This window comes from Protofrankia sp. Cas4 (genome assembly GCF_963555915.1).
Lineage (GTDB): Bacteria > Actinomycetota > Actinomycetes > Frankiales > Frankiaceae > Protofrankia.
Map to the genome: position 1 here is coordinate 1 of NZ_CAUVXL010000025.1, position 19827 is coordinate 19827.

A 19827-nucleotide genomic window follows, 5' to 3' on the forward strand; every position below is an offset into this window, starting at 1 on the left:
TAGTCCAGCATGTGCGGGCCGAGCTGGCAGCGCAGGGCGTCCCGGTCGTCGCCACCAAGGAGCCGTCCGACTCGGCCCTCGGCAAGCTGGCGCGGCAGGGCACGGACGAGTACCGCGGCCTGGTGCTGGCCTGCCTGGTAGCTGCGGATCGGTACTACCACCTGGAGTACGACATCCGACCGGCCCTCCGGGCTGGCTACGTGGTCATCTGTGACCGCTACGTGCCGACAACCCTTGTCCTGCAACGGATCGACGGCGTAGAGCCGAGCTTCCTAGCTCAGCTCAACCAGTACGCCGACAAGCCTGATCTGACGGTCATCCTGACCGGCGAGCCAAGGCAGTCCGAGCAGCACGCAGCGGATCGCGGTGTCTACAGCCGCTTCCATCAGGGTGGTGTGGCGGCCCGCGTGGTCGAGGACCGGCTGTACCGCGATGTTGCGCACCACCTCCGCGAGACGGGTCAGGACGTGCTCCATTACGAGGTCAGGGACGAGCCAGCCGAAACCGTGGCGGCCGTCGTGCTCAATGCCGTGCTTGAGCGGCTGGGGCAGCGATCAGGCTGACGCTGAGGCGGCACGTACCAGGGAGTCGTACGTCTCGTCCGTGCGGGTGCCTTCGATCTCCAGCGAGGCGACGAACGCCGCCAGCTCGGCCTGCACCGCCTCGCCCGGTACGTCGCCGGACACCATGCGTTCCAGTTCGAGGAACGTGCCCAGGCCAGCTACCTCGTCCACGCACAGCTCAAGGTCAGGCAGCGTGGCCGTCCGGCGCACCTTGGCGATGCGCACCGTGGCGCGGTAGCCCATCGCCAGGATGGCGCGGTGCATCTGCTCGCGGTCAGCTACAGCCGTTTCGTACTCGTCGCACGACAGCGCGTTCTCGGCCGGACGTTTGAGCGTGAAGGTGTACCGTCCGTCCACCGTACGAAGCCGTACGAAGGACACCCCGAGCTTGTTGTCGCCGTAGCGCCAGCCCTCGGGAGCGTACGCCTGGTCGTCCTGGTGAACGGGTGCGCTCAACTCAATGCCGCGTGCTTTGAACGCGACGAGCAGGGCTTCCGGGTCCTGGACCTGGTACTTGACCTCAACCTCGCGCACTGCGCCTCCGTGCCGTTGCGGACGAGCCGACCGGGCAGCTTTGCACGGCGGCGAGATCCGGAGCAAGGCGGCGCGCGGGTTGTTATACGAAGTGATATTGAGGAGATTTGCCGTAGCAAAAGAATAAGGTGAAGATCGGGTCGTGTTTCTCCTGTCAGAATTGCTGGCCGCAGCGCTTCCGATGAGCCGCTACATACAGAAGTACGGCAACGCGGAGGATCGGGAGAAGCTGCGCAGACTAACGGGGACTCGGGAGTATGAGGAGCTGACGAACATCTTCTGGACTTTCGCGGTTTTCATGATTGGTTTAGTGGCCTGACGGTCAACAGATAATCGAATGTCGGGCTCTGCGCACGCCCAGGTCGCATCCGTGACCGTGACGGCGGACGGACATGCGACGGTAGGTAGATGGGGGGAGCATCAACCCTGCCAAAAAAACCGCTCGCTGAGGAGTGGACGCCGATGCTCCCGGACTCGACCGTACCGCCGTCGCCGGTGGTGCTGCTATCCCACCTACGGCCGTGTTTCACCGCACCGAGTTTCACCACGTTCACCGCCCTGGTGTACAGCCTGCTGGCACAGACACGGGAACGAACGGTCTGCGGCCTGCTCATGGGCGCCGGCCTGTCCCGGGTATGGCCCCATCATCGGGTCCACCGGTTCTTCTCCCACGCCGCCTGGTCCCCCGACCAGCTCGGCCTGGCCCTGGCCCGCCTCGTCGTCACCCTCCTGGTACCGACCGGCGCCGTGACGGTAGCCGTCGATGACACCTTGTTCCACCGATCCGGAAAGAAAGTCTGGGCGGCCGGCTGGTTCCACGACGGCTCCGCGCCCAGCCGGGACAAGGTCGGCTACGGAAACACCTGGGTGCTCCTCGGGATCGTGGAGCGACTCCCGATGCTCGACCGGCCGGTGTGCCTACCCGTCCTCGCCCGCCTCGCCCGCCTCGCCCGCCTCGCCCGCCTCGCCCGCCTCGCCCGGACGAACACCGTGTCGGCATCCCGGCTGCGGCTGGCCCGCCAAATGGTCACCACGCTTGCCACGGCCCTCCCCGACCGCAGCCTGCACGTGGTCGCCGACGCCGCCTACGCCGGCAAGGAGCTCCGTGCCCTACCCGCCCGGGTGACCTGGACGACCCGGCTGAGCGGGCGTTGCGGAACCCGCTGGTCGGCCGGAAGAACTACTACGGCGCACAGGCGGAATGGGCCGCGCACCTGGCCGCCCGGGTCGGACGATTATTGTTATCGTTGAATGTAATGGTCGCGAACCCCTGGCCTACCTGACCGACTACCTGAACGCCTGCGCCGCAGCCGGCGGAAAGGCTCCCGCCGGCAAGGCGCTGGAACAGTTCTTCGTCTGGCTGCCCGCCCCCGAGGACACCGGCAGCAGCCCCGACCCCGCCGGCACCGACCCGTCCGACCGTCACGCCCACGACGGACCCGCGCCTTAATCCCGCATCATCGACGCGCACCCGACCGGCACACACCGGCCGGGCTCTCCGCGTGCCCTCCACGGCATCACCGAACACTTACGTCGAAGTGGCCTCGCCGGAGTCACGCCATTCACGCAGGTTCTGCACCACTTCTTCGTAGAACTTCTCCAGCGTGTCCACCACCGAGGTGACGAACGTGCCCTTCCCGATACTGCGTTTCGTCCCGAGGGGAGCGCTCAAGGAAATACGAAAGGCCCTGATCTCACATCCCGGATCGGTGACCAGGATGTCAGGCTTCTGGCGCACCAAGGCGAGAAGCTCGGCTCGGGCTGCTTCCCGCGATCCCTGGTCGAACGATTCGACCCGCAGATTTCCGTTCGCATCCCCGAGCTGCCTCACCATCCACTTCACCCGGGTGAGCGGGCGTCCCTGGCGAGGTGCGTCAATGCTTACCGAGCACACGACCCGGCCCGCACGCAGATCCGCGGTGACGGTCACTGGACCGACCGCCCCGGGGATCCGCAGCATCGCAGACAGGGTGCCGTTCCCGCACAGCTCCTCGGCCAACATCTGCCGCCGCTGCGTCGCGTCCACACGGCGGTTCACCTGGGAGATGACCTCGATACCCAGCAGCCCACCCAGGTGTAAGCACAGACAGTGGGCAAACTGGTCGAAGCGTTCGGCGACGGAAGGCAGTCCTTTGTCCGTGGGTCGCAGCGTGCCCGCCGACACGCTGTCCCTCACCGCCACCCAGTGAGGTCCCAGGTCGTCGAACGTCTCCGCCCCGGAACGCCCGTGATCGAGGTACCGGAGAAACTCGCCGAGGATATACTCCTGGGTGGCGTCCGCCACCGAGCTATTCTCGATCAGGAGCTGGCAGCGGAATCGTATCTCCGCCCACGACAGATGGTAGACGCCGACTTTCTTCGTTTTCCGCCCGTCGATCGCGACAGGATGGCGTTCGTCTGCCGTCGTGATCAGATTGGAGATGGTGAGCACGGCGTCGAACCGCTGTTCCCGGACAATGTCGAGGTACGCCTCGACCTGCCCCGAGCGGAGTTCACCAGTGCCCGTCTTCACCTCGACCAGCGCGGTCCACGATCGCTGCCCCCGGGTCACTCTGATAAGGCCGTCCGGCACGTAGGGGTCGTCGCCCCGGTTGAACGGCACCTCGATGAACGTCTCGACCTGGCCGGCCGGCGCCCCGAAGCGGGTGGTCAAAGCACGACCGAACTCGCGCACCGAACCCACGACGGCCAGCAACGCCGACGTCGCGCGCCGTTCCTGCTCCGCCGCACCACCGATACCCGCAACGGGGAACAGCCTCGCCGGTTGCCACCGCTGCTCTACCTCCCCGGCATCGGGCCTTCTCGCCTTCGACGCCGGCAGCCGCCGCGCCGACCTGCTTTTCTTCGTGGTGACCGTCTGGGTTCGCCGCTCCCTCCTGTTGGCCGGCGGGCGGGACACATCTGGCGGACCTGCAGCGCTGGGAGCATCTACCCCGGCAGTGGTGCCGCCGCCGTCCGCGGGATCCGCGCCTACGGGCGCCACCTGCTCGGTTCGCCCGGGTGCGGGGCTGTCTTCCTCGTCGGAGTCGACCTCGACACCGTATTCGGTGACGAGGGTCGCCAGGCCTGTGTCGTATCCCTGGCCGACCGCGCGGAACTTCCACTGCCCGGAACGGCGGTAGACATCCCCGAGCATGAACGCGGTCTCGGTGGATGCACCCGTGACGTCGTACCGCAGCAGCTCCACTGCGTCAGCCCCCCGCAGTAGCCGCAGCCGCAGGTACTCCAGCCGGCCAAAGCCATCACCTTCACCGCCGTCCAAACTGGCGGCGAAGAGCACCCGCTCGACGCTGTCCGGGACGTCATCCATGTCGACCTCAACGACGTCGGTGAAGGCCGTGTGCCGCTCCCCGGCAGCGGAGGTCTTGCCGCGAAGCCTGACCGCCCCGCCTGCCCCGGACGGCTGGTTGTAGAAAACGAAGTCGTCGTTCGACCGGACCTTCCCGTCATCCCCAAGCAACAGCACGCTCACATCCGCGTCAAGCCGATGCCCCTTCTCAGCAGCCCATTCAAGAATGACCGAGACCGAACCAAGCTCGTCAGCCAGGGCGCTGAGGGTTACGTTTCCCCCCTTGCGCATGGCCGCAACCGTCGCAGCGCACATACCGGGACCATATCCCCAAGACCCCAGCCAGCCGAATTCCCATCACTATCACTATCACTACGATATGACATCGACGGGCAATCATATACACAACAATAGACGACAATATGTCAAGCTCAACAGCCTCCAATCGGATGCGCAGGCGGCCTCAACCGGATCTCTGACGATCGACGCAGTCAGCCACTCTCCGTGCGCAGCTCGCTGGCATCGACGGTGGCCCGCTCGATCGCGGAGACGCGTTCCTGACGGACGTGCATGCGGTCGGCGACGTCCGCCTGGGTCAGGCCCCGCCGGCGTCACCGACCACCGCACCCGCGCACCCTGGTACCGCACCAAGACCAACCCCTCCACCGCAGAAGTAGATCTTCAACGGCGCTGACCCGGACTACTACTCACATCCCCTTGGCCATCACCAACGTGAGTAGTTTCTGTGCGCCGGCACACCCGTCAGGGCCCGTGCGGACCCGTCGTCATCCTCCGGACTGACAGTGTTACCGCTGATCCGTCCCGTTCCGGGTACGCGTAGGTCACTGTGGTCCCGCAGCGGACCAATCGACGGGCCCGCTCGACGGCGAGGGATACGACCTTGGCACGAAATACTGATCGCGACGACCCCGGCCGACGGCCACGTCAACCCGATGCTTTCCGTCGTTCGGTATCTCACCGGGCACGGACACGGAGTTCGCTGGTATACGGAGCGGGCATGGCGGACATCTTCTACAACACGGCCCCCGCTCAATCACCCGCTGGCCGAGCTTCCAGCGCTCGTCGTGGTAATCACTGGAAATTCACCGCTGGATACCGCGACCACATCGTCGCTACCGCCCACCGCACGAGTCGACTGGGTTGGCGCGGATGTCAGTCTGGGGCGAGAAAACCCGACCTCGCAGCGGATCAGAAAGCGGAAGCTGGAGGCAGGCAATGAACGTCGGCGATTCGTTGGACGCGCCGCAGGTCGACATGCCGATCACCCCGGTGCCGGTGGACTGCATGCCGAGCGTACTCGCCGCCGGACGGGTAGCACCGGTCGTCACGATCAACTACCACGGCGGAACCGCATGGGATGTCTGCGACATCAATCTCGCACGCACGGCTCTGACCGACCCACGGCTGAGCAAGGACATCGAACTCACCCCCGACTGGATGCGAATTCCCGGCGACATTCTCGGTTCGCTGCCCAGCGCTGAGGTCGCTCGCGTCATGCTTATGAGCGACGGCCCGGAACACGCCCGGATCAGGCAGGCGCACACACGGATCTTCACCCCACGCAACACCGAGAAGTGGGCCATCCGTCTGGCCCCACTCGCGGCGGAATTGCTGGACGAACTCACCGGCGAGGCGGCCGAGGGCAATGCCGAGGTGAATCTCGTTGAGCGCTACACCGATCTGATCCCGCTGGGCTTTCTCTGCGAGATGCTCGGCCTCCCGCCGGAGATGCACGCGGAGCTGAAGCGGGTCACCAACGCCATCCTCTATTCCCCGGACCAGGCCATGCGGGCCGGCGGCGTCGGGGCGTTGGCCGGTGCGATCGTGGGGTGGGCCAGTGATCCGAGCCCGCTGCACGAAGGAGTGATCACCGGGCTACTCAAAGACGTCCAGAACGACGTCATCACGATGGACGAGGTCGTGACGTGGACCCTCAGCCTCGTGATGGCCGGCTACGAGACGACGGCGAGCCTGATCGCCGCGACGATCCTGGAGGCGCTGCGCAAGCCCGCCGGCCAGCGTCCGAAGTCCGAAGCGGAAATCAATACGTGGATCGAGGAAACCCTCCGGATACACCCGCCGGCGACGCACGCGACCTGGCGATTCGCCACCGAAGACCTTGACATCGGCGGCTACTTCATCCCCAAGGGCGCACCCGTACAGATCAACATAGCCGCGGTCAACCGCTGCCCACACGGGGAACTCGCGGACGATTTCGACCCGAGCACATCCCTCGGCCACCTCAGCTTCGGGCTCGGCCACCACTACTGTCTCGGCGCGGCGCTGGCCCGTGTCGAAGCCAAAATCGCCCTGAGCACGTTCCTGTCCCGCTTCCCCGACGCCAGGCTGAGCGACACCACCGAGGTGGCCTGGCAGTCCGAGTGGATGAACCGCCGTATCAGGGTCCTGCCCGTCGTGCTGGCCGGGCCCGACGCGGCCCAACCCGATCACGGAAGGCGCGACCGACAGACTGACGCAGTGGCGGAAGCCGGAGGCACGCAATGAACGTCGACGATTTGTTGGACGCGCCGCAGGTCGACATGCCGATCAACCCGGCGCCGGGGAACTGCATGCCGAGCGTACTCGCCGCCGGACGGGTAGCACCGGTCGTCACGGTCAACTACTACGGCGGAACTGTATGGGACATCTGCGACATCAATCTCGCCCGTACCGCCCTGACCGACCCACGGCTGAGCAAGGACATCGAACTCACCCCCGACTGGATGCGGATTCCCGGCGCGATGCTCACCGCGCAGCCCAGCGCCGATTCCGCTCGCGCCATGGTGATGAGCGAAGATCCGGAACACACCCGAATCAGGCAGGCGCACGCACGGATCTTCACCCCACGCAATACCGAGAAGTGGGCCACCCGTCTGGCCCAACTGGCCGAGGAACTACTCGACGAACTCGCCGCCGAGCAAGCAGCCGAGGTGAACCTGGTCAATCGCTACACCTACCCCGTCCCGCTGGCGTTCTTCGGCGAGATGCTCGGCCTCCCGCCGGACCTGCACGCCGTGTTGCGCCGAGCCACCGACGACATCACCTACTCGCCGGACCAGGCCGTGCGGGAGCGTGGTGTCGGTGCGCTGGCCGGTGCGGTCGCGGGGTGGGTCAGTGATCCCAGTCCGTTGCACGAGGGAGTGATCACTGGCCTGCTCGAAGACGTCCAGAACGACGTCATCACGATGAACGAGGCCGTGACATGGACCGTCAGCCTCGTGATGGCCGGCTACGAGCCGACGGCAAGCCTGATCGCCCCGGCAATCCTGGAGGCACTGCGCAGGCCGACCGACCAGCGTCCGAACTCCGAGGCGGAGATCGAGGCCTGGATCGAGGAAACCCTCCGCATACACCCGCCGGCGATGCACACGACCTGGCGGTTCGCCACCGAAGACCTTGACATCGGCGGCTACTTCATCCCCAAGGGCGCACCCGTGCTGGTCAACGTAGCGGCAGCCAATCGCTGCCCGCACGGGGAAATCGCGGACGATTTCGACCCGAGCGCATCCCTCGGCCACCTCAGCTTCGGGCTCGGCCACCACTACTGTCTCGGCGCGCCGCTGGCCCGCATCGAAGCCAAAATCGCCCTGACCGCCTTTCTCTTCCGCTTTCCCAACGCCAGGCTGAGCGACACCACCGAGGTGGGCTGGGAGTCCGAATGGATGACCCACCGCATCAGCGTCCTGCCCGTCGTGCTAGCCAACACCGAGCGCCCCAACCCATCACGGACGGCACGACCAGCGTGACTGGGACAGAGATCCTCAGCTCCCGCAGCGTAACTGCAGTGTTCCCAGAAACTGGAGGCAAGCAATGAACGTCGACGATTCGTTGGACGCGCCGCTGGTCGACATGCCGATCAACCCGGCGCCGGGGGACTGCATGCCCACCATGCTCGCCGCCGGCCGGGTAGCACCGATTGTCAAGATCAAATACTACGACGGAACCGCATGGGACGTCTGCGACATGGATCTGGCGCGCAGTGTCCTGGCCGACCGGAGGCTGAGTAAGGACATCGCGCTCACCCCCGACTGGATGCGGGTCCCCGGCGAGTTTACCGGCTCGCAGCCCAGCGCCGAGGTCGCTCGCGCCATGGTGATGAGCGACGGTCCGGAACACACCCGGATCAGGAACTTGCACGCACGGATCTTCACCCCACGCAACACCGAGACGTGGGCCACCGGCCTGGCCCCGCTCGCGGAGGAACTGCTGGACGGGCTCGCCGCCGAGGCGGCCGCGGGCGACGGCGAGGTGAATCTCGTTGAGGGCTACACCCATCCGATCCCGCGGGGCTCTATCTGCAAGATGATCGGCCTCCCGCCGGGAATGCACGCGGAGCTGAAGCGCGTCACGGACGACATCATCTACTCGCCGGACCTAGCCGTGCGGGGGCGTGGTATCGGTGCGCTGGTCGCTGCGGTCACGGGGTGGGCCAATGATCCGAGCCCGTTGCAGGAGGGAGTGATGACCGCCCTTCTCGACGCGGTCGACGGCGAGGCTGCCGTCACGATCAACGAGGTCGTGACGTGGACAGTCGGCCTGGTGATGGCCGGCTACGAGTCGACGGCGAGCCTGATCGCCTCAGCGATGCTGGAGGCGTTGCGCAAGCCCGCCGGCCAGCGTCCGGGCTCGGAGGCGGAGATCGAGGCGTGGATTGAGGAAACCCTCCGGGTACATCCGCCGTTCCCGCACGCGACCTGGCGGTTCGCCACCGAGGACCTTGACCTTGGCGGCCATCTCATCCCCAAGGGTGCAGCTGTGCAGATCAACGTAGCCGCGGTCAACCGCTGTCCGCACGGGGAGCTCGCGGACGATTTCGACCCGAGCACAGCCCTCGGCCACCTCAGCTTCGGCGTCGGTCGCCACTACTGTCTCGGCGCGCCGCTGGCCCGTCTGGAGGCCAAAATCGCCCTGACCGCCTTCCTGTCCCGTTACCCGAACGCCCGGCTCAGCGACACCACCGATGTGAGCTGGGAGTCCGGCTGGCTGACCCGCCGCATCAGCGTCCTGCCCGTTGTATTGGCCGGCGTCGGCTCGCCCTGACCCGCACCGACCCCGTATCCCGGCCCGAAACGGAGCGGACTGCCATGTCTCGTAATGACTGGGGCAAACAGTATTCGGCGATCGACGACCTGCGCACGAAAATCGAGAACGCACGCGTGGCGGTCACCAGGCATCCGATCTACGGCCGCTTGAGGACTCTGGATGACGTCAACACCTTTACCGAGAACCACGTGTTCGCGGTCTGGGATTTCATGTCGCTACTCAAGGTGCTTCAACGGAACCTCACCTGCGTTGAGGTTCCGTGGGTGCCGCGCGGTTCACTGGAGAGCCGACGCCTGATCAACGAAATCGTACTAGCCGAGGAAAGCGACACGTTCGGCGATCGTCACATCAGCCATTTCGAGCTCTACGTCGACGGTATGAGGCAGGCAGGTGCCGACACTGGGCCGATCATCGACTTCCTGAATCTGGTCCGGGACGGATCCGAGGTGCCCCGGGCGCTCGCCGTCGTCGCGGTGCCACCGGCGGCCGCTGCCTTCGTCGCGGCCACCTGGAACCTCATCACGACCGCGCCGCTGCACTGCCTCGCCGCGGCGTTCGCGTTCGGTCGAGAGGAGCTGATCCCCGAGATGTTCGACCAGGTCATCCGGAACGACGACCAGATCAGCAGGTTAACCACGTTCCGCGGCTACCTGGCGCGGCACATCGAGGTCGACGGCGAGAAGCACACACCGATGGCGATGGCTATGCTCACCGACCTGTGCAGCGACGATCTGACCAAGTGGGACGAGTGCGCCACGGCCGTCGTTGGTGCCCTGGACGCGCGGGTCACCCTGTGGGACGGCATCGTCGCAGCGCTCGACTCCTGACACGCCCGGCCCCAGTGGCGCTGCTTTAAGGTGATCATCGTGGTTCGAGGCAGTGAAGTTCGATGCGTCGGTGGACCTTGACCACGGCGGGTTCGCCGGGCCGTCGGGCGGGGAAGTCGCCGGCCTTCTTGGTCTTACGGGGGCTGGCCCGGTCCGGGCGGTCCCGGACGAACGCCGCAGACTGGAGGATCTTGAGGAGGAAGGTGGCCAGGGCCAGATCACGGCGGTGAGGGGGGGAAAGCCGCCGTGACGGTATCGGTCGCGGCGGTCAGAGCATGACGGAAACTGATCTTTCCGGGGGGTATGCCGGTAGCGTCGACGGCGGCGCCGATGAGCTGGTGGACGGCCTGATAGACGGCGAACAGCGCCCACATCTCCTGCGCGACGCCCTCAGGGTCTTTGCTACGCAGGACGGGCTGACCCTCACCCATGTCGGTCTTATGATGACCGATCACGGTTTCGCACTCCCAGCGCATCGGGTAGGCGCACGCCAGGTCGAGCGCCGGGTAGGCCTCGACGTCGAGCAGGTCGGTCACCAGGGCGAACAGCTCCGAGGCGGAGGCGGCGCCGCCGTCGGCGGGGCTGGCGTGCACGGTGTACTCGATCACCCGGACGGTGATCGGGAGGCCGTCGGCCGTCCGCGCGGGCTTCAGCTCGGCCAGGTAGGTCCCATCGGCGAGCACGTCGACGGGAGTGAGGGCGAACGACGCCGACGCCCGCCACAGCAGGTGCGCACCCGTGGCCAGCACATCCCGGGCCAGGGCATGAGACAGGAAATTGCGGTCCGCCAGCACCAGCATCCCCGGGCCGAACACGGGCAGCAGATCCAACGCGAGTGTCTGCTCACCGACGGTGTACGGGCCGAACGTGGCCCCGACCAGCGCCCCGGTCCCCGACTCGGCCGCCACCAGCCAGCGGACCTGGGGAAACGCCCCGACCCGGCCCGCCGTGGACGGCCGGGCGAACACCGCGTCGTTGTCGTCGGTGGCGGGCACATCCGTCGTGGTGCCGTCCATCGAGACCACCCGCAGCCCGCACAGGAACACTCCGGGGGCACCCTGGGCGCCGACCGGCCCGGCCACCGCGTCGAACAGCATGCGCAGCGGGTCGGCGCCCACCCGTGCCCGGGCACGCGACAACGACGAACCGTTCGGCGGTCTCCATCGTCGGCCCCCGCCGGCGTCCACCCACCCGGCGGGGTCCAGTCCCACCCCCGCGAGTAACGCCTCTGCCCGGCGCCGGTGGTACAGGCCGTCCACGACCTTCGACAGCACCTGCACATACCCACAGTTATGGCCCCGGAACAGCCATAGTGCCAACACGAAGTAGACCACCAGCCGGGACGGCAGCAGCCGGCGCCGCACTTCCACCGTGTCGGTGTCCCACAGCACTCGGTCCACCAGTTCCGGCGGGAACGCCTTCGTCAACGCCCCCAACGACACCCGGTCCGGCAACCAGCCGTCCGGCGATAACCCTGCGACCCGTCGTGTCCCACATCACCCACACCACCAGCAAACGATCACTTAACGCATGGCCATTGCGCCCGGCCCGGGCACCGTGCCCGGGCCGATGGCCGGGAGGGAACAGGATGTGGCTCTGTTGCGAGGAACAGCCGGTGGGTCTTATCCAGTGGCGAAGCAGGTTCGGATCATCGGAGCCAGCGTGCGTTTTCGCGGTGGTATGTAACAATCACACGCCGGTTTCATCCTATGCCGTTCGGTACATCCAGGCTTAGGGAACCGGCGGTCCGAGATTCCCCCATGAAGTGCACGATCTCTTCGTGATTGGTGGATATCACCGCGTTTAACGCGCCCACCCGGTACCACAGGTCGATCCGAGTCGGTGTCGGGCTGAGGCACATGGGGACGCCACAGCGCGAGGCGGCCAGCAGGGCGGGCACATCATGGCTGAGCAGGACGTTCTCACGTACGTAGTATTCGTGGCCATCGATCACCCGCAGAGGTGGGAGGTCGGAGCGCGCATCGCCCCCGCCCGTGCTTCCCGGAGTGGGGAAGACGGGCTGTGTGAGTAGGTCGAAGCGAAAGACCTCGTCCAGAAACGGGCGGTATGCCAGATCGAGCTGCGGACTCACTACCTCCCGCCACCACAGTTCCAGTGCCTGCCGTCCCGGATCGCTGAACAGATAGCCGATCGCCTTCGCGTAGGCGGGGGCCCCGCCCCCGTGTGCGCGGGCGGCGGCCTCGCGCAAAGTGGCCGCGAGTGAGCATGACGTCGTGTCGACCCAGTCCGCCAGGCTGTCCAGGAGCCGGGACTGCTGCCAGCCGGCCAGCAACCGCAAAGGAAGCCAACAATGGCGCAGGACCGCGTTCTCCGCGACCACTCGTGCCCAGAACAGAAAACGCTGGACTCGTGCGTTGTCCTCGAAGGACATCGAGCGGTGCGAAAGTACGTACTCGAAGTCGTCGTGGTCTCCGCGCACCGCGACGATACCGTGCGACGCCTTGTTCTCCGCGTAGGCGGTGTTGGGGAGCAACATTATAGGATACACCGCGATCCGGGACACGTACTGAGAAAGCTCATTATAGCCTTCGATGAAGGAATCGACGGTTTCTCCGGGCGCTCCCCAGATGAGTTCCGCGTAGCAGTCCAGTCCCTCCTGGTTCAGCCATTCGACCAGGTCGTGCCACTCGTTCACCTTCATGTTACGCCGGTTCATCGACTCCAGGGCATCGGGGTTGAGTGACTGGAGCGCCAAGGTGAAGGAGCTGCGCAGGCCCGCTTCCTTCATCCGCCTCACGATTTCATAGAATACCTTTGACTTGTTCTTCGCCCACGAGCCTTCGAAGGCGCACGGAAAGCCGTATCTGTTCTTGATCTCGATGAGGTCATCCACCAACTCCAAGTCGATTGGGAGCATGCCGAAGTTCGCGTCACAGGCAACTACGGTATGCACACCCAGCTTGGCGAACAGCTCCAGTTCCGCCCGTAACCGTTCACGGGAGAACGCGCGAACCCGCTGTCCCACCGCCCCACCCCAGTAGCAGAACGCGCACTTGTAGGGGCAGCCCCGGTTCGTTTCGATCAGAGCGACATCATACCGAAATTCACCCTTTTCATCCACCAGATCGATCGCACCGGTGAGGAATGGGGAAGGAATGATCTCAAGATTCTCGATACGTGGTCGATCCGCATTTGTGACGGATGCGCCGTCGGCCGCCCGCCATGATATTCCGACTATCTCCGCCAGATCGGTGAGCCGCGCCCCCCTTACTCTGGCACGCACAAGTTCCCTGAATGTGATCTCGCCTTCTCCGTTGACGATGACGTCTATCTCCGGGTAAAGCCGGAAGACGCGGTCCGCCTGGCCGCTGACGTGCGTCCCGCCGAAGACCACCCACCCAGCTGGCTTGAGCTGCTTGAAAGTCTCCGCAAGGGAGCCGAACGCCCGCACGTTCCAACCCAGAACCGAGAACGCGAGAATGTCAGGAAGGGTACGCGAAAAAAGCGATCTTGCCATCTCGCCATGCGTAACACCACCCCGGAAGTTGCAGATCTCTACCGTCACGGACTGTCGTAACTCGACATCCTCCATCACCATGCTCTTGAGAAATCCGGCCGCCAGGGGCATGGATTCCTTGGGCATGTCCCAGACACCTTGCTGGACCAAAGTCACATTGATGTGCGTAGCATCAGTCACTACCCCTCCCTTGTCCACGATGGATTGCGGGGGCTTCATAGAGCATCGCGGGCCCGACGGACGAGTCCTCGCATCAGGGCTTACGGGCCACCGCGCCATAAATGGACACGGCTGCGTCGGTCACATCGGCGGGGGGCGTGTGGTCAGGCCTCCAGGTGTGTACCGGCACGAGGCCGGGGTCGATGAGTTCCAGCCCGTGGAGGAACCGGCCGATTTGAGCTCGGTTACGCTGTTGGGCCGGCATTCCACGGGCTCGAAAATCGTCGCCGAGCACCGCCGTGGTGGAGTCGAGGTCACCCGTGGGGTGGCCGATCGTCACGTAGCTGCCAGCAGGGAGGGCAGCCACCAGGCGGTCCACGATGGCGTACGGATCGTCGCCGTCCTCCAGGAAGTGCAAGACTGCGACGAGGGAGAGCGCCACGGGTTGAGCGAGGTCGATGGTTTCCCTCAGCACGGAGGAAGACAGGATGCGTTCCGGGTCCCGGAGGTCCGCGTCGAAGTAGGAGACCTTGCCTTGTTCGGTCCCGACGAGCAGATCGCGGGCCTGGACGAAGAGCATGGGGTTGTTGTCCACATATAGCACGCGAGAGTCGGGGGCGATCTGCTGGGCGACGTCGTGCAGACTGGGGGTCGTGGGTAAACCCGCTCCGATCTCGAGGAACTGGCGGACTCCGGCAAGGGCGACGAATCGGGTGGCACGCATCAAGAAAGCCCGATTCTCCTTCGCCGCGATCTGGAGGTTGGGGAACACAGCCAAAGCTCCCTCGGCAGCGTCGCGATCCGCCGCGAAGTGATGCTTTCCTCCCAACAGGTAGTCGTACATCCGGGCCGGGTGGGGGACGTCGGCCGGTAGGTCCGACTCGCCAGTATTCCGATCCCCTGAGTTCACGTTCGGGGTCTGGTGCGAAACCTCAGTCATTTCCTCGCTCCTGTCACCGTGCGGCATCTGGTTGCCTGTCGAAAGGTCACCACTCGACGGGAAGCGTTCGCGGCCCGCGATGCAGGCCGCCCTCCTTCCACGGCACGTCCGCGGACGGCACCGCCAGCCGCAGTGTCGGGAAGCGCTGGGTCAACTGGAACAGCGCCGTCCGCAGCTCGAGGCGAGCCAGCGGAGCCCCGAGGCAGAAATGCGGGCCCGCGCCGAAGGACATGTGCTTGGCGGCCTCAGGCCGGGTGAGGTCCAGCTCGTTCGGGCACTCGAACAAGCCGGGGTCGCGGTTGGCGACGTGGTACAGCACGGCGACGGTTTCGCCGGCGCGGATCAGTTGGCCACCCAGTTCGACGTCCTCAACGGCGACACGCACCGGCAGCCCCGTCGGGGACAACAGCAGGTAGCGCAGCAGTTCCTCGACAGCGTTCGGAATCAGGTCGGGGCGCTCGACCAGCCGGCGGTACTCCTGCGGGCGTGACAACAGGAGCAGGAGCGAGTTGGACAGCTGCTTGAGCGTCGTGTCGTATCCGGCGCCCAGCATGAGGAAGAGGTTGTTGACCAACTGGTCCTCGGTGAGGCTGTCACCGTGCTCAGACACGCGGATGAGTTCGGTGGTGAAGTCTTCTCCGGGTTCACGCCGCTTCCGGTCGACGAGTTGCCCCATGTACTGTTGAAGATTGCCGATGCCTTCGCCGATCTCCTCGGGGGTGAACCCGGTGTCGCCGAGCATCCGGTCGGTCCACGCCATGAACTGGCCTCGGTCGGCATACGGCACACCGAGGAGTTGGGACATCACCGTCACCGGCAGGGATGCGGTGAATTGTTCGACCAGGTCGAGCGGCGGTCCCTTTTGCTCTATCGCGTCGAGTAGATCGCTGACGAGACCCTCGATCCACGGGCGCATCCGCTCCACCATGCGCAGCGTAAATGCCTTGGCGAACGGGCGCCGGGCCCTGGCGTGCTCCTCGCCATCCATGCTGAGCAGCAGATCGGGGACGGTATTGCCAATCTTGGGGCCGCCCGGCTCCAGCGCCGCCCGGCTGCTGAACCGGGGGTCGGTCACAACCTGGCGCGCGGCGTCGTTGCTCAGCACGACCCAGATCTCGGCGCCGTCGCGCAGCCGCGCCCGCGTAACCGGGGCGCTGGCCAACAGTTCGATGCCAAGCGTGTCGGTGTCGAGCGCACTCGACCGCACGAAAGGGAACTCCGGCAGCGGACAGGTCTGCGTCATCGGTGTTCGTCCCCGTCCCGGAACAGTGCCGAGTCGGCGTTCCTCACCCACGCGGGAGCACCGCGCTCGGTGTTGACTCCCTTTTCGATGAACGCCATGTTGTGGTGCATGCAGACGCCGGAGACCGTCCGGTCGGTGAGCGTCGGCTCGTACTCGCCAGCACGATCGATGTGCTGGTGGTTGAGGCCGTCGAGCAGGCTCTTCACGAACCCCGCCATCGTGGTGGGTGAGTTGAGGTCGGTGCTGCTCCCGCCCCAACCGGGCCAGTAGGAGACGCCGACGGCCTCGATCGAGTAAAGGCCACCGGGCCGTAGGTGCGGGAACAGTGCGGTGAATGACGTGAGGACGCGGTGGTTCATGAGGCTGCCGTCGTCGATGACGACGTCGAACGGGCCGAGGTCCGCCCCGAGCGAGGCGAGGAACTCGTGGTCCGGGGCACCCCACACCGCACGCGCGCGCATCGGTGTGCTCAACGACTTGTCCCTGGCGTCGACGCGGATCAACTGTCCCCTGCGGAAGTAGTGCGTCCACATGCGGAGCGACTCACCGCCGCCGCGGCCGATCTCGAGTACCCGAACGTTGCGGTCGCGGAACCTCGCGAAGTATCGCTCGTAGGTCGAGGTGTACCAGTGCCGGCCCCACTTGTCGGTGCCCATGCGGATCGCGAGTTCCGTGAGGTCGACCGGGTTCGCCGTGGCGGCCCGGGTCGCGGCGCGCGCCGCCGCGATGCCCTGCGTGCGCCGCCGCGGGTCCCGGCCGTCCAGGTCGGCTTCCGGCGGACCGTCCGGGAAATTCACAAAGACTTCCCTGCTGGAGTCGTGCGGCCCGGCCTCGCCGTACACCGCGCGGAGGAGTTCGGTGAGGTCCTGGCGGATCACCACATCGGCGCTCTCGTGCCAGCCCGGTTCGACGGTCGCGCCGCCACCGCCGACCGTCATGACGTAACCGAGCCGCTCGTCGCCGAAGCCGAGGTCCCACTGGACCGGCACCTTCTCGTCCGGTCCAGGGAGCATCCGCGTCAGTGCGGCCACCTCGGTCAGCACGACCTCGGCGACCTCGGCGGGGCCCTGTTTGGCCGTGGCAGCGTATGCCGCCCGCTCCGATTGCGCCGCGATGGCGAGTACGGATTCGATCAATGCCTCATCCATGTTGGTCGTACCTTCCGTGATCGGTGTGGGGCGAGCCGGCGCCGGCCAGCACGACGGGGAGGACCTTGATGCGGCGGGTCATCCATTCCGACTCCCACCCCACCGCGGTGGTCTCGCTCAGCTGGGCGTTCGGAAAGCGGGGCAGGAAGGCGCTCAGAGCGAGCGTGGCCTCGAGACGGGCCAGCGGCGCGCCGAGGCAGTAGTGGTGACCGAGCCCGAAACTGATGTGGCTGCGGGCCGGATACACGTCGAAATCGTCCGCGGGTTCCCCGCCCGTACAGCGGTTGGCCGCTGCCACGTTGATCTGCACGGGCGCCCCCGCTGGGATGAGGTAGCCGCCGAGGTTGAGGTCCTCGGTGGCGAACCGCCAGGTCGCGTGCGGGAACGGCGGGTGCACCCGGAGGGTCTCCTCGATCCAAGCGTCGATCTCCGCTTCAGTGCGCGGACGTTGGTCAGCCGGCTTGCGCAGTGCCTCGAGGATCGCCGCGGCGATCAGGCTCGCCGTCGATTCGTAGCCGGCCATCACCAGGCCGACCGTCCATGTCACAACCTCGTTCACCGTGATGGCCGCTTCGCCGTCGACGGCTTCGAGGAGACCGGTGATCAGTCCTTCGTTCAACGGACTGGGATCACTGGCCCACCCCGCGACCGCGCCGGCGAGCGCGCCGACGCCGCCCGCCCGTACGATCGCCTCCGGCGAGTAGATGATGTCGTCGGTGGCTCGCCGCATCACGGCGTACATCTCCGGCTGCAGGCCGAGCATCGCGCAGATGAACACCAGCGGGAGCGGGTAGGTGTAGCGCTCGACGAGGTTCACCTCGCCACCGCTCTCGGCGGCAAGCTCGTCCAACAGTTCCTCGGCGAGCCGGGCCAGCTGGGCGGCCCATGTGGCCGTGTTGCGCGGTGTGAAGATCTCCGCGTGCAACCGCCTGATCCTGGCGTGTTCCGGTCCCTCGCTCATCACCATGGTGCGGGCGACCTCGGCGCGGGGCTGTGCGCCGAGCATCACCCCGGGAATCCGCATCCAGTCCGGGGTGAGCTCGACGTCCTTGCTCAGCCTCCGGTCGGTCAGAGCCGCACGCGCGAGACCCATGTCGCAGACGGCCCACGCGGTTCCGCCGTAGTAGTCGACCGTGACGACCGGCGCCACCCGTCCGGCGGCGACCAGACTCGGCATGCAGTCGACCGGGGCGGGAATGGTAGGTATGTCGACGTGGGGCGCGTCCAACAGCTCGTCGGATTTCATTGGATGCCTCCAGTGACCGGGGCCTGCGCGGCTGGGTCATAGGTGCCGATCAGTCCTTCGATCAGCTCCGCAGCCCGCCGCGGCCCGTCGTGACCCAGGTACTCCTCTCGCAGACGTGCGGCGGCCTGCCGGTAACGCGTGTCGGCGAGGACAGCGCCGACCGCACGCCGGATCCGTTGCGGGGTCAGGGTTCGGCGACCAAGTGCAATCCCCACGCCCGCCCACCTCACCCGCGCGGCCACGTCGGCCTTCTCCTCGCTCGCCCCTGCGACGACGAGCGGCACAGCGTGTGCGAGCGCGGCGTTGACCCCGTTGAACCCGCCGTTTGTCACCATCACGTCGACATGCGGCAGAAGCCGGTGATAGGGGACGAATCGCTCGACCCGTACATTGGCCGGCAGCGACCGCGCGGTGTTGGCGTCCAGCGGGCGGTTGCCGGTGGTCACCACGACGAGAACCGGCAAGTCCGCCAGCGCCCGAATGGCCGGGACGAGCAGCCGTTGCGCATCGTTGGCGATCGTGCCCTGGGTGACTAACACCACCCGCCGCCCGTCAGCGAGTTCGTGCCACCACGGGGGCGGGTCGAACCTGGTGTCCGCTGCCGGCAGGTCGAGCGGGCCTACGAAGTGCGTCCCCTCGAACAGGTCGCTCCGGGGAAACTCGAACGACTCGACGGTGCCGACGAGGTACAGGTCCGGCCTGCGGGCGATGTTCTCCATGACGCTCGCGCCGAGACGGGGCAGTCCCGTTTCGCCCCGGACCTCGTCGGCACGTTTGCGGGTAGCACGCAGCGCGAGATGATCCCCGGCCAACGTGAGCAAACGGTTGCGCAGACGGCCAGGCCGTGACGAAGACGGCCCGAGTCCGTAGCCGAGAGGCGCGGTGTCACGGCTGTTGAGGATGTAAATCGAATTGCCCACCCAGGCCAACGGGATTCCGGTGTGCTCGCGGGCGAAACACGCGCCGTAGCACATGTCATCGGAAACAATCACGTCGACCCGGAACCTCTCGATGATCTCGAGGAGGTCCTTCATCTGACTGGGGGCGGTGTTGTAGAAGATGTCCTCCATGCCCGCCCGGAAGCTGGCCAGCCCGCTCAGCCCCGCGTGGGCTGGGAACGCCTCCTCTTTACTCAGGCCCCCGAAGTCATAGGCGGTGTGCATCGGCTCGTGCGTAGCGCCCACCTCGGCCACCTTGTCCCGGTAGGCCTGCCCGGTGTACCACCGGACCTCGTGTCCGCGCCGGGTGAGGTGCCGCGCGATGGGAAGCACCGGGTTGACGTGGCCGTCGGCCGGTGTGGTCGCGATCAGCACGTGTGCCAAGGTCGCCATCCCTC

The 19827-nt window shown here is 66.3% G+C and carries 17 protein-coding genes; 7 read left to right on the forward strand and 10 right to left on the reverse strand.

The annotated features are described in order from the left end of the window. On the forward strand, nt 1–563 hold a 563-nt coding region (locus U9979_RS02600), incomplete at its 5' end, for a dTMP kinase (RefSeq protein ID WP_322778100.1). Here U9979_RS02600 and U9979_RS02605 read toward each other — a convergent pair. Continuing rightward, nucleotides 555–1097, reverse strand: a complete 543-nt coding sequence (locus tag U9979_RS02605) for a class IV adenylate cyclase (RefSeq protein WP_322778101.1) — start codon at nt 1095–1097, stop codon at nt 555–557. The two genes, U9979_RS02600 and U9979_RS02605, sit on opposite strands and share 9 nt — an antisense overlap. Before the next feature lie 462 nt (nt 1098–1559). Here U9979_RS02605 and U9979_RS02610 point away from each other — a divergent pair, with 462 nt between their 5' ends. Together U9979_RS02610 and U9979_RS02615 are read left to right on the forward strand one after the other, a co-directional pair. Continuing rightward, complete coding sequence (locus tag U9979_RS02610) at nt 1560–2348, forward strand: transposase (RefSeq protein WP_322778102.1); 789 nt, start codon at nt 1560–1562, stop codon at nt 2346–2348. After that, on the forward strand, nt 2299–2547 hold the full coding sequence (locus U9979_RS02615; protein WP_322778103.1) for a hypothetical protein: 249 nt from the start codon (nt 2299–2301) through the stop codon (nt 2545–2547). The genes U9979_RS02610 and U9979_RS02615 overlap by 50 nt, the downstream gene beginning before the upstream one ends. A gap of 78 nt (nt 2548–2625) precedes the next feature. Here the strand turns inward: U9979_RS02615 and U9979_RS02620 are convergent, their stop codons facing one another. Together U9979_RS02620 and U9979_RS02625 are read right to left on the reverse strand one after the other, a co-directional pair. Next, on the reverse strand, nt 2626–4677 hold the full coding sequence (locus U9979_RS02620; RefSeq protein ID WP_322778104.1) for a TerD family protein: 2052 nt from the start codon (nt 4675–4677) through the stop codon (nt 2626–2628). A gap of 200 nt (nt 4678–4877) precedes the next feature. Continuing rightward, complete coding sequence (locus U9979_RS02625) at nt 4878–4985, reverse strand: hypothetical protein (protein WP_322778127.1); 108 nt, start codon at nt 4983–4985, stop codon at nt 4878–4880. A 637-nt stretch (nt 4986–5622) separates the two neighbouring features. Between U9979_RS02625 and U9979_RS02630 the strand changes: the two genes are divergently transcribed. The 4 genes from U9979_RS02630 to U9979_RS02645 all read left to right on the forward strand — a co-directional run bounded on the left by U9979_RS02630 (nt 5623) and on the right by U9979_RS02645 (nt 10277). After that, complete coding sequence (locus U9979_RS02630) at nt 5623–6912, forward strand: cytochrome P450 (RefSeq protein ID WP_322778105.1); 1290 nt, start codon at nt 5623–5625, stop codon at nt 6910–6912. Further along, the gene (locus U9979_RS02635; protein WP_322778106.1) at nt 6909–8153 is read left to right on the forward strand and encodes a cytochrome P450; all 1245 of its coding nucleotides are present in this window, start codon (nt 6909–6911) and stop codon (nt 8151–8153) included. Before U9979_RS02630 ends, U9979_RS02635 begins: the two co-directional genes overlap by 4 nt. Before the next feature lie 64 nt (nt 8154–8217). Next, a complete protein-coding gene (locus U9979_RS02640) occupies nt 8218–9447 on the forward strand; it encodes a cytochrome P450 (protein ID WP_322778107.1) in 1230 nt (409 codons plus the stop codon). A gap of 44 nt (nt 9448–9491) precedes the next feature. Next, complete coding sequence (locus U9979_RS02645) at nt 9492–10277, forward strand: DUF3050 domain-containing protein (RefSeq protein ID WP_322778108.1); 786 nt, start codon at nt 9492–9494, stop codon at nt 10275–10277. Nucleotides 10278–10495: 218 nt separating this feature from the next. Here U9979_RS02645 and U9979_RS02650 read toward each other — a convergent pair whose 3' ends face one another. The 7 genes from U9979_RS02650 to U9979_RS02680 form a co-directional block, all read right to left on the reverse strand. Then, nucleotides 10496–11731: an IS4 family transposase gene (locus U9979_RS02650; RefSeq protein WP_322778109.1), complete on the reverse strand. Its 1236-nt coding sequence runs from the start codon at nt 11729–11731 to the stop codon at nt 10496–10498. Between the two features lie 248 nt (nt 11732–11979). Further along, nucleotides 11980–13935 carry a KedN5 family methylcobalamin-dependent radical SAM C-methyltransferase gene (locus U9979_RS02655; protein ID WP_322778110.1) on the reverse strand — a complete coding sequence of 652 codons (1956 nt, stop codon included), beginning with the start codon at nt 13933–13935 and terminating at the stop codon, nt 11980–11982. A 73-nt stretch (nt 13936–14008) separates the two neighbouring features. Further along, nucleotides 14009–14854, reverse strand: a complete 846-nt coding sequence (locus tag U9979_RS02660; protein ID WP_322778111.1) for an SAM-dependent methyltransferase — start codon at nt 14852–14854, stop codon at nt 14009–14011. Nucleotides 14855–14900: 46 nt separating this feature from the next. Continuing rightward, nucleotides 14901–16097 (reverse strand): cytochrome P450, encoded by a 1197-nt coding sequence (locus tag U9979_RS02665; RefSeq protein WP_322778112.1) that lies wholly within the window; start codon nt 16095–16097, stop codon nt 14901–14903. Continuing rightward, on the reverse strand, nt 16094–17245 hold the full coding sequence (locus tag U9979_RS02670; RefSeq protein WP_322778113.1) for a hypothetical protein: 1152 nt from the start codon (nt 17243–17245) through the stop codon (nt 16094–16096). The genes U9979_RS02665 and U9979_RS02670 overlap by 4 nt, the downstream gene beginning before the upstream one ends. Then, nucleotides 17238–18491: a cytochrome P450 gene (locus U9979_RS02675; protein ID WP_322778114.1), complete on the reverse strand. Its 1254-nt coding sequence runs from the start codon at nt 18489–18491 to the stop codon at nt 17238–17240. Before U9979_RS02675 ends, U9979_RS02670 begins: the two co-directional genes overlap by 8 nt. After that, nucleotides 18488–19822 carry a glycosyltransferase gene (locus U9979_RS02680; protein ID WP_322778115.1) on the reverse strand — a complete coding sequence of 445 codons (1335 nt, stop codon included), beginning with the start codon at nt 19820–19822 and terminating at the stop codon, nt 18488–18490. Before U9979_RS02680 ends, U9979_RS02675 begins: the two co-directional genes overlap by 4 nt. Nucleotides 19823–19827: the final 5 nt, after the last annotated feature.

Excerpts from the sequence above, each read along its gene's own strand:
- U9979_RS02620 (WP_322778104.1), bottom strand. The coding sequence starts at position 4,677 with ATGCGCAAGGGGGGAAACGTAACCCTCAGCGCCCTGGCTGACGAGCTT.
- U9979_RS02610 (WP_322778102.1), top strand. The coding sequence starts at position 1,560 with ATGCTCCCGGACTCGACCGTACCGCCGTCGCCGGTGGTGCTGCTATCC.
- U9979_RS02635 (WP_322778106.1), top strand. The coding sequence starts at position 6,909 with ATGAACGTCGACGATTTGTTGGACGCGCCGCAGGTCGACATGCCGATC.
- U9979_RS02615 (WP_322778103.1), top strand. The coding sequence starts at position 2,299 with ATGGGCCGCGCACCTGGCCGCCCGGGTCGGACGATTATTGTTATCGTT.
- U9979_RS02630 (WP_322778105.1), top strand. The coding sequence starts at position 5,623 with ATGAACGTCGGCGATTCGTTGGACGCGCCGCAGGTCGACATGCCGATC.
- U9979_RS02675 (WP_322778114.1), bottom strand. The coding sequence starts at position 18,491 with ATGAAATCCGACGAGCTGTTGGACGCGCCCCACGTCGACATACCTACC.
- U9979_RS02680 (WP_322778115.1), bottom strand. The coding sequence starts at position 19,822 with ATGGCGACCTTGGCACACGTGCTGATCGCGACCACACCGGCCGACGGC.
- U9979_RS02645 (WP_322778108.1), top strand. The coding sequence starts at position 9,492 with ATGTCTCGTAATGACTGGGGCAAACAGTATTCGGCGATCGACGACCTG.
- U9979_RS02640 (WP_322778107.1), top strand. The coding sequence starts at position 8,218 with ATGAACGTCGACGATTCGTTGGACGCGCCGCTGGTCGACATGCCGATC.
- U9979_RS02660 (WP_322778111.1), bottom strand. The coding sequence starts at position 14,854 with ATGACTGAGGTTTCGCACCAGACCCCGAACGTGAACTCAGGGGATCGG.
- U9979_RS02665 (WP_322778112.1), bottom strand. The coding sequence starts at position 16,097 with ATGACGCAGACCTGTCCGCTGCCGGAGTTCCCTTTCGTGCGGTCGAGT.
- U9979_RS02670 (WP_322778113.1), bottom strand. The coding sequence starts at position 17,245 with ATGGATGAGGCATTGATCGAATCCGTACTCGCCATCGCGGCGCAATCG.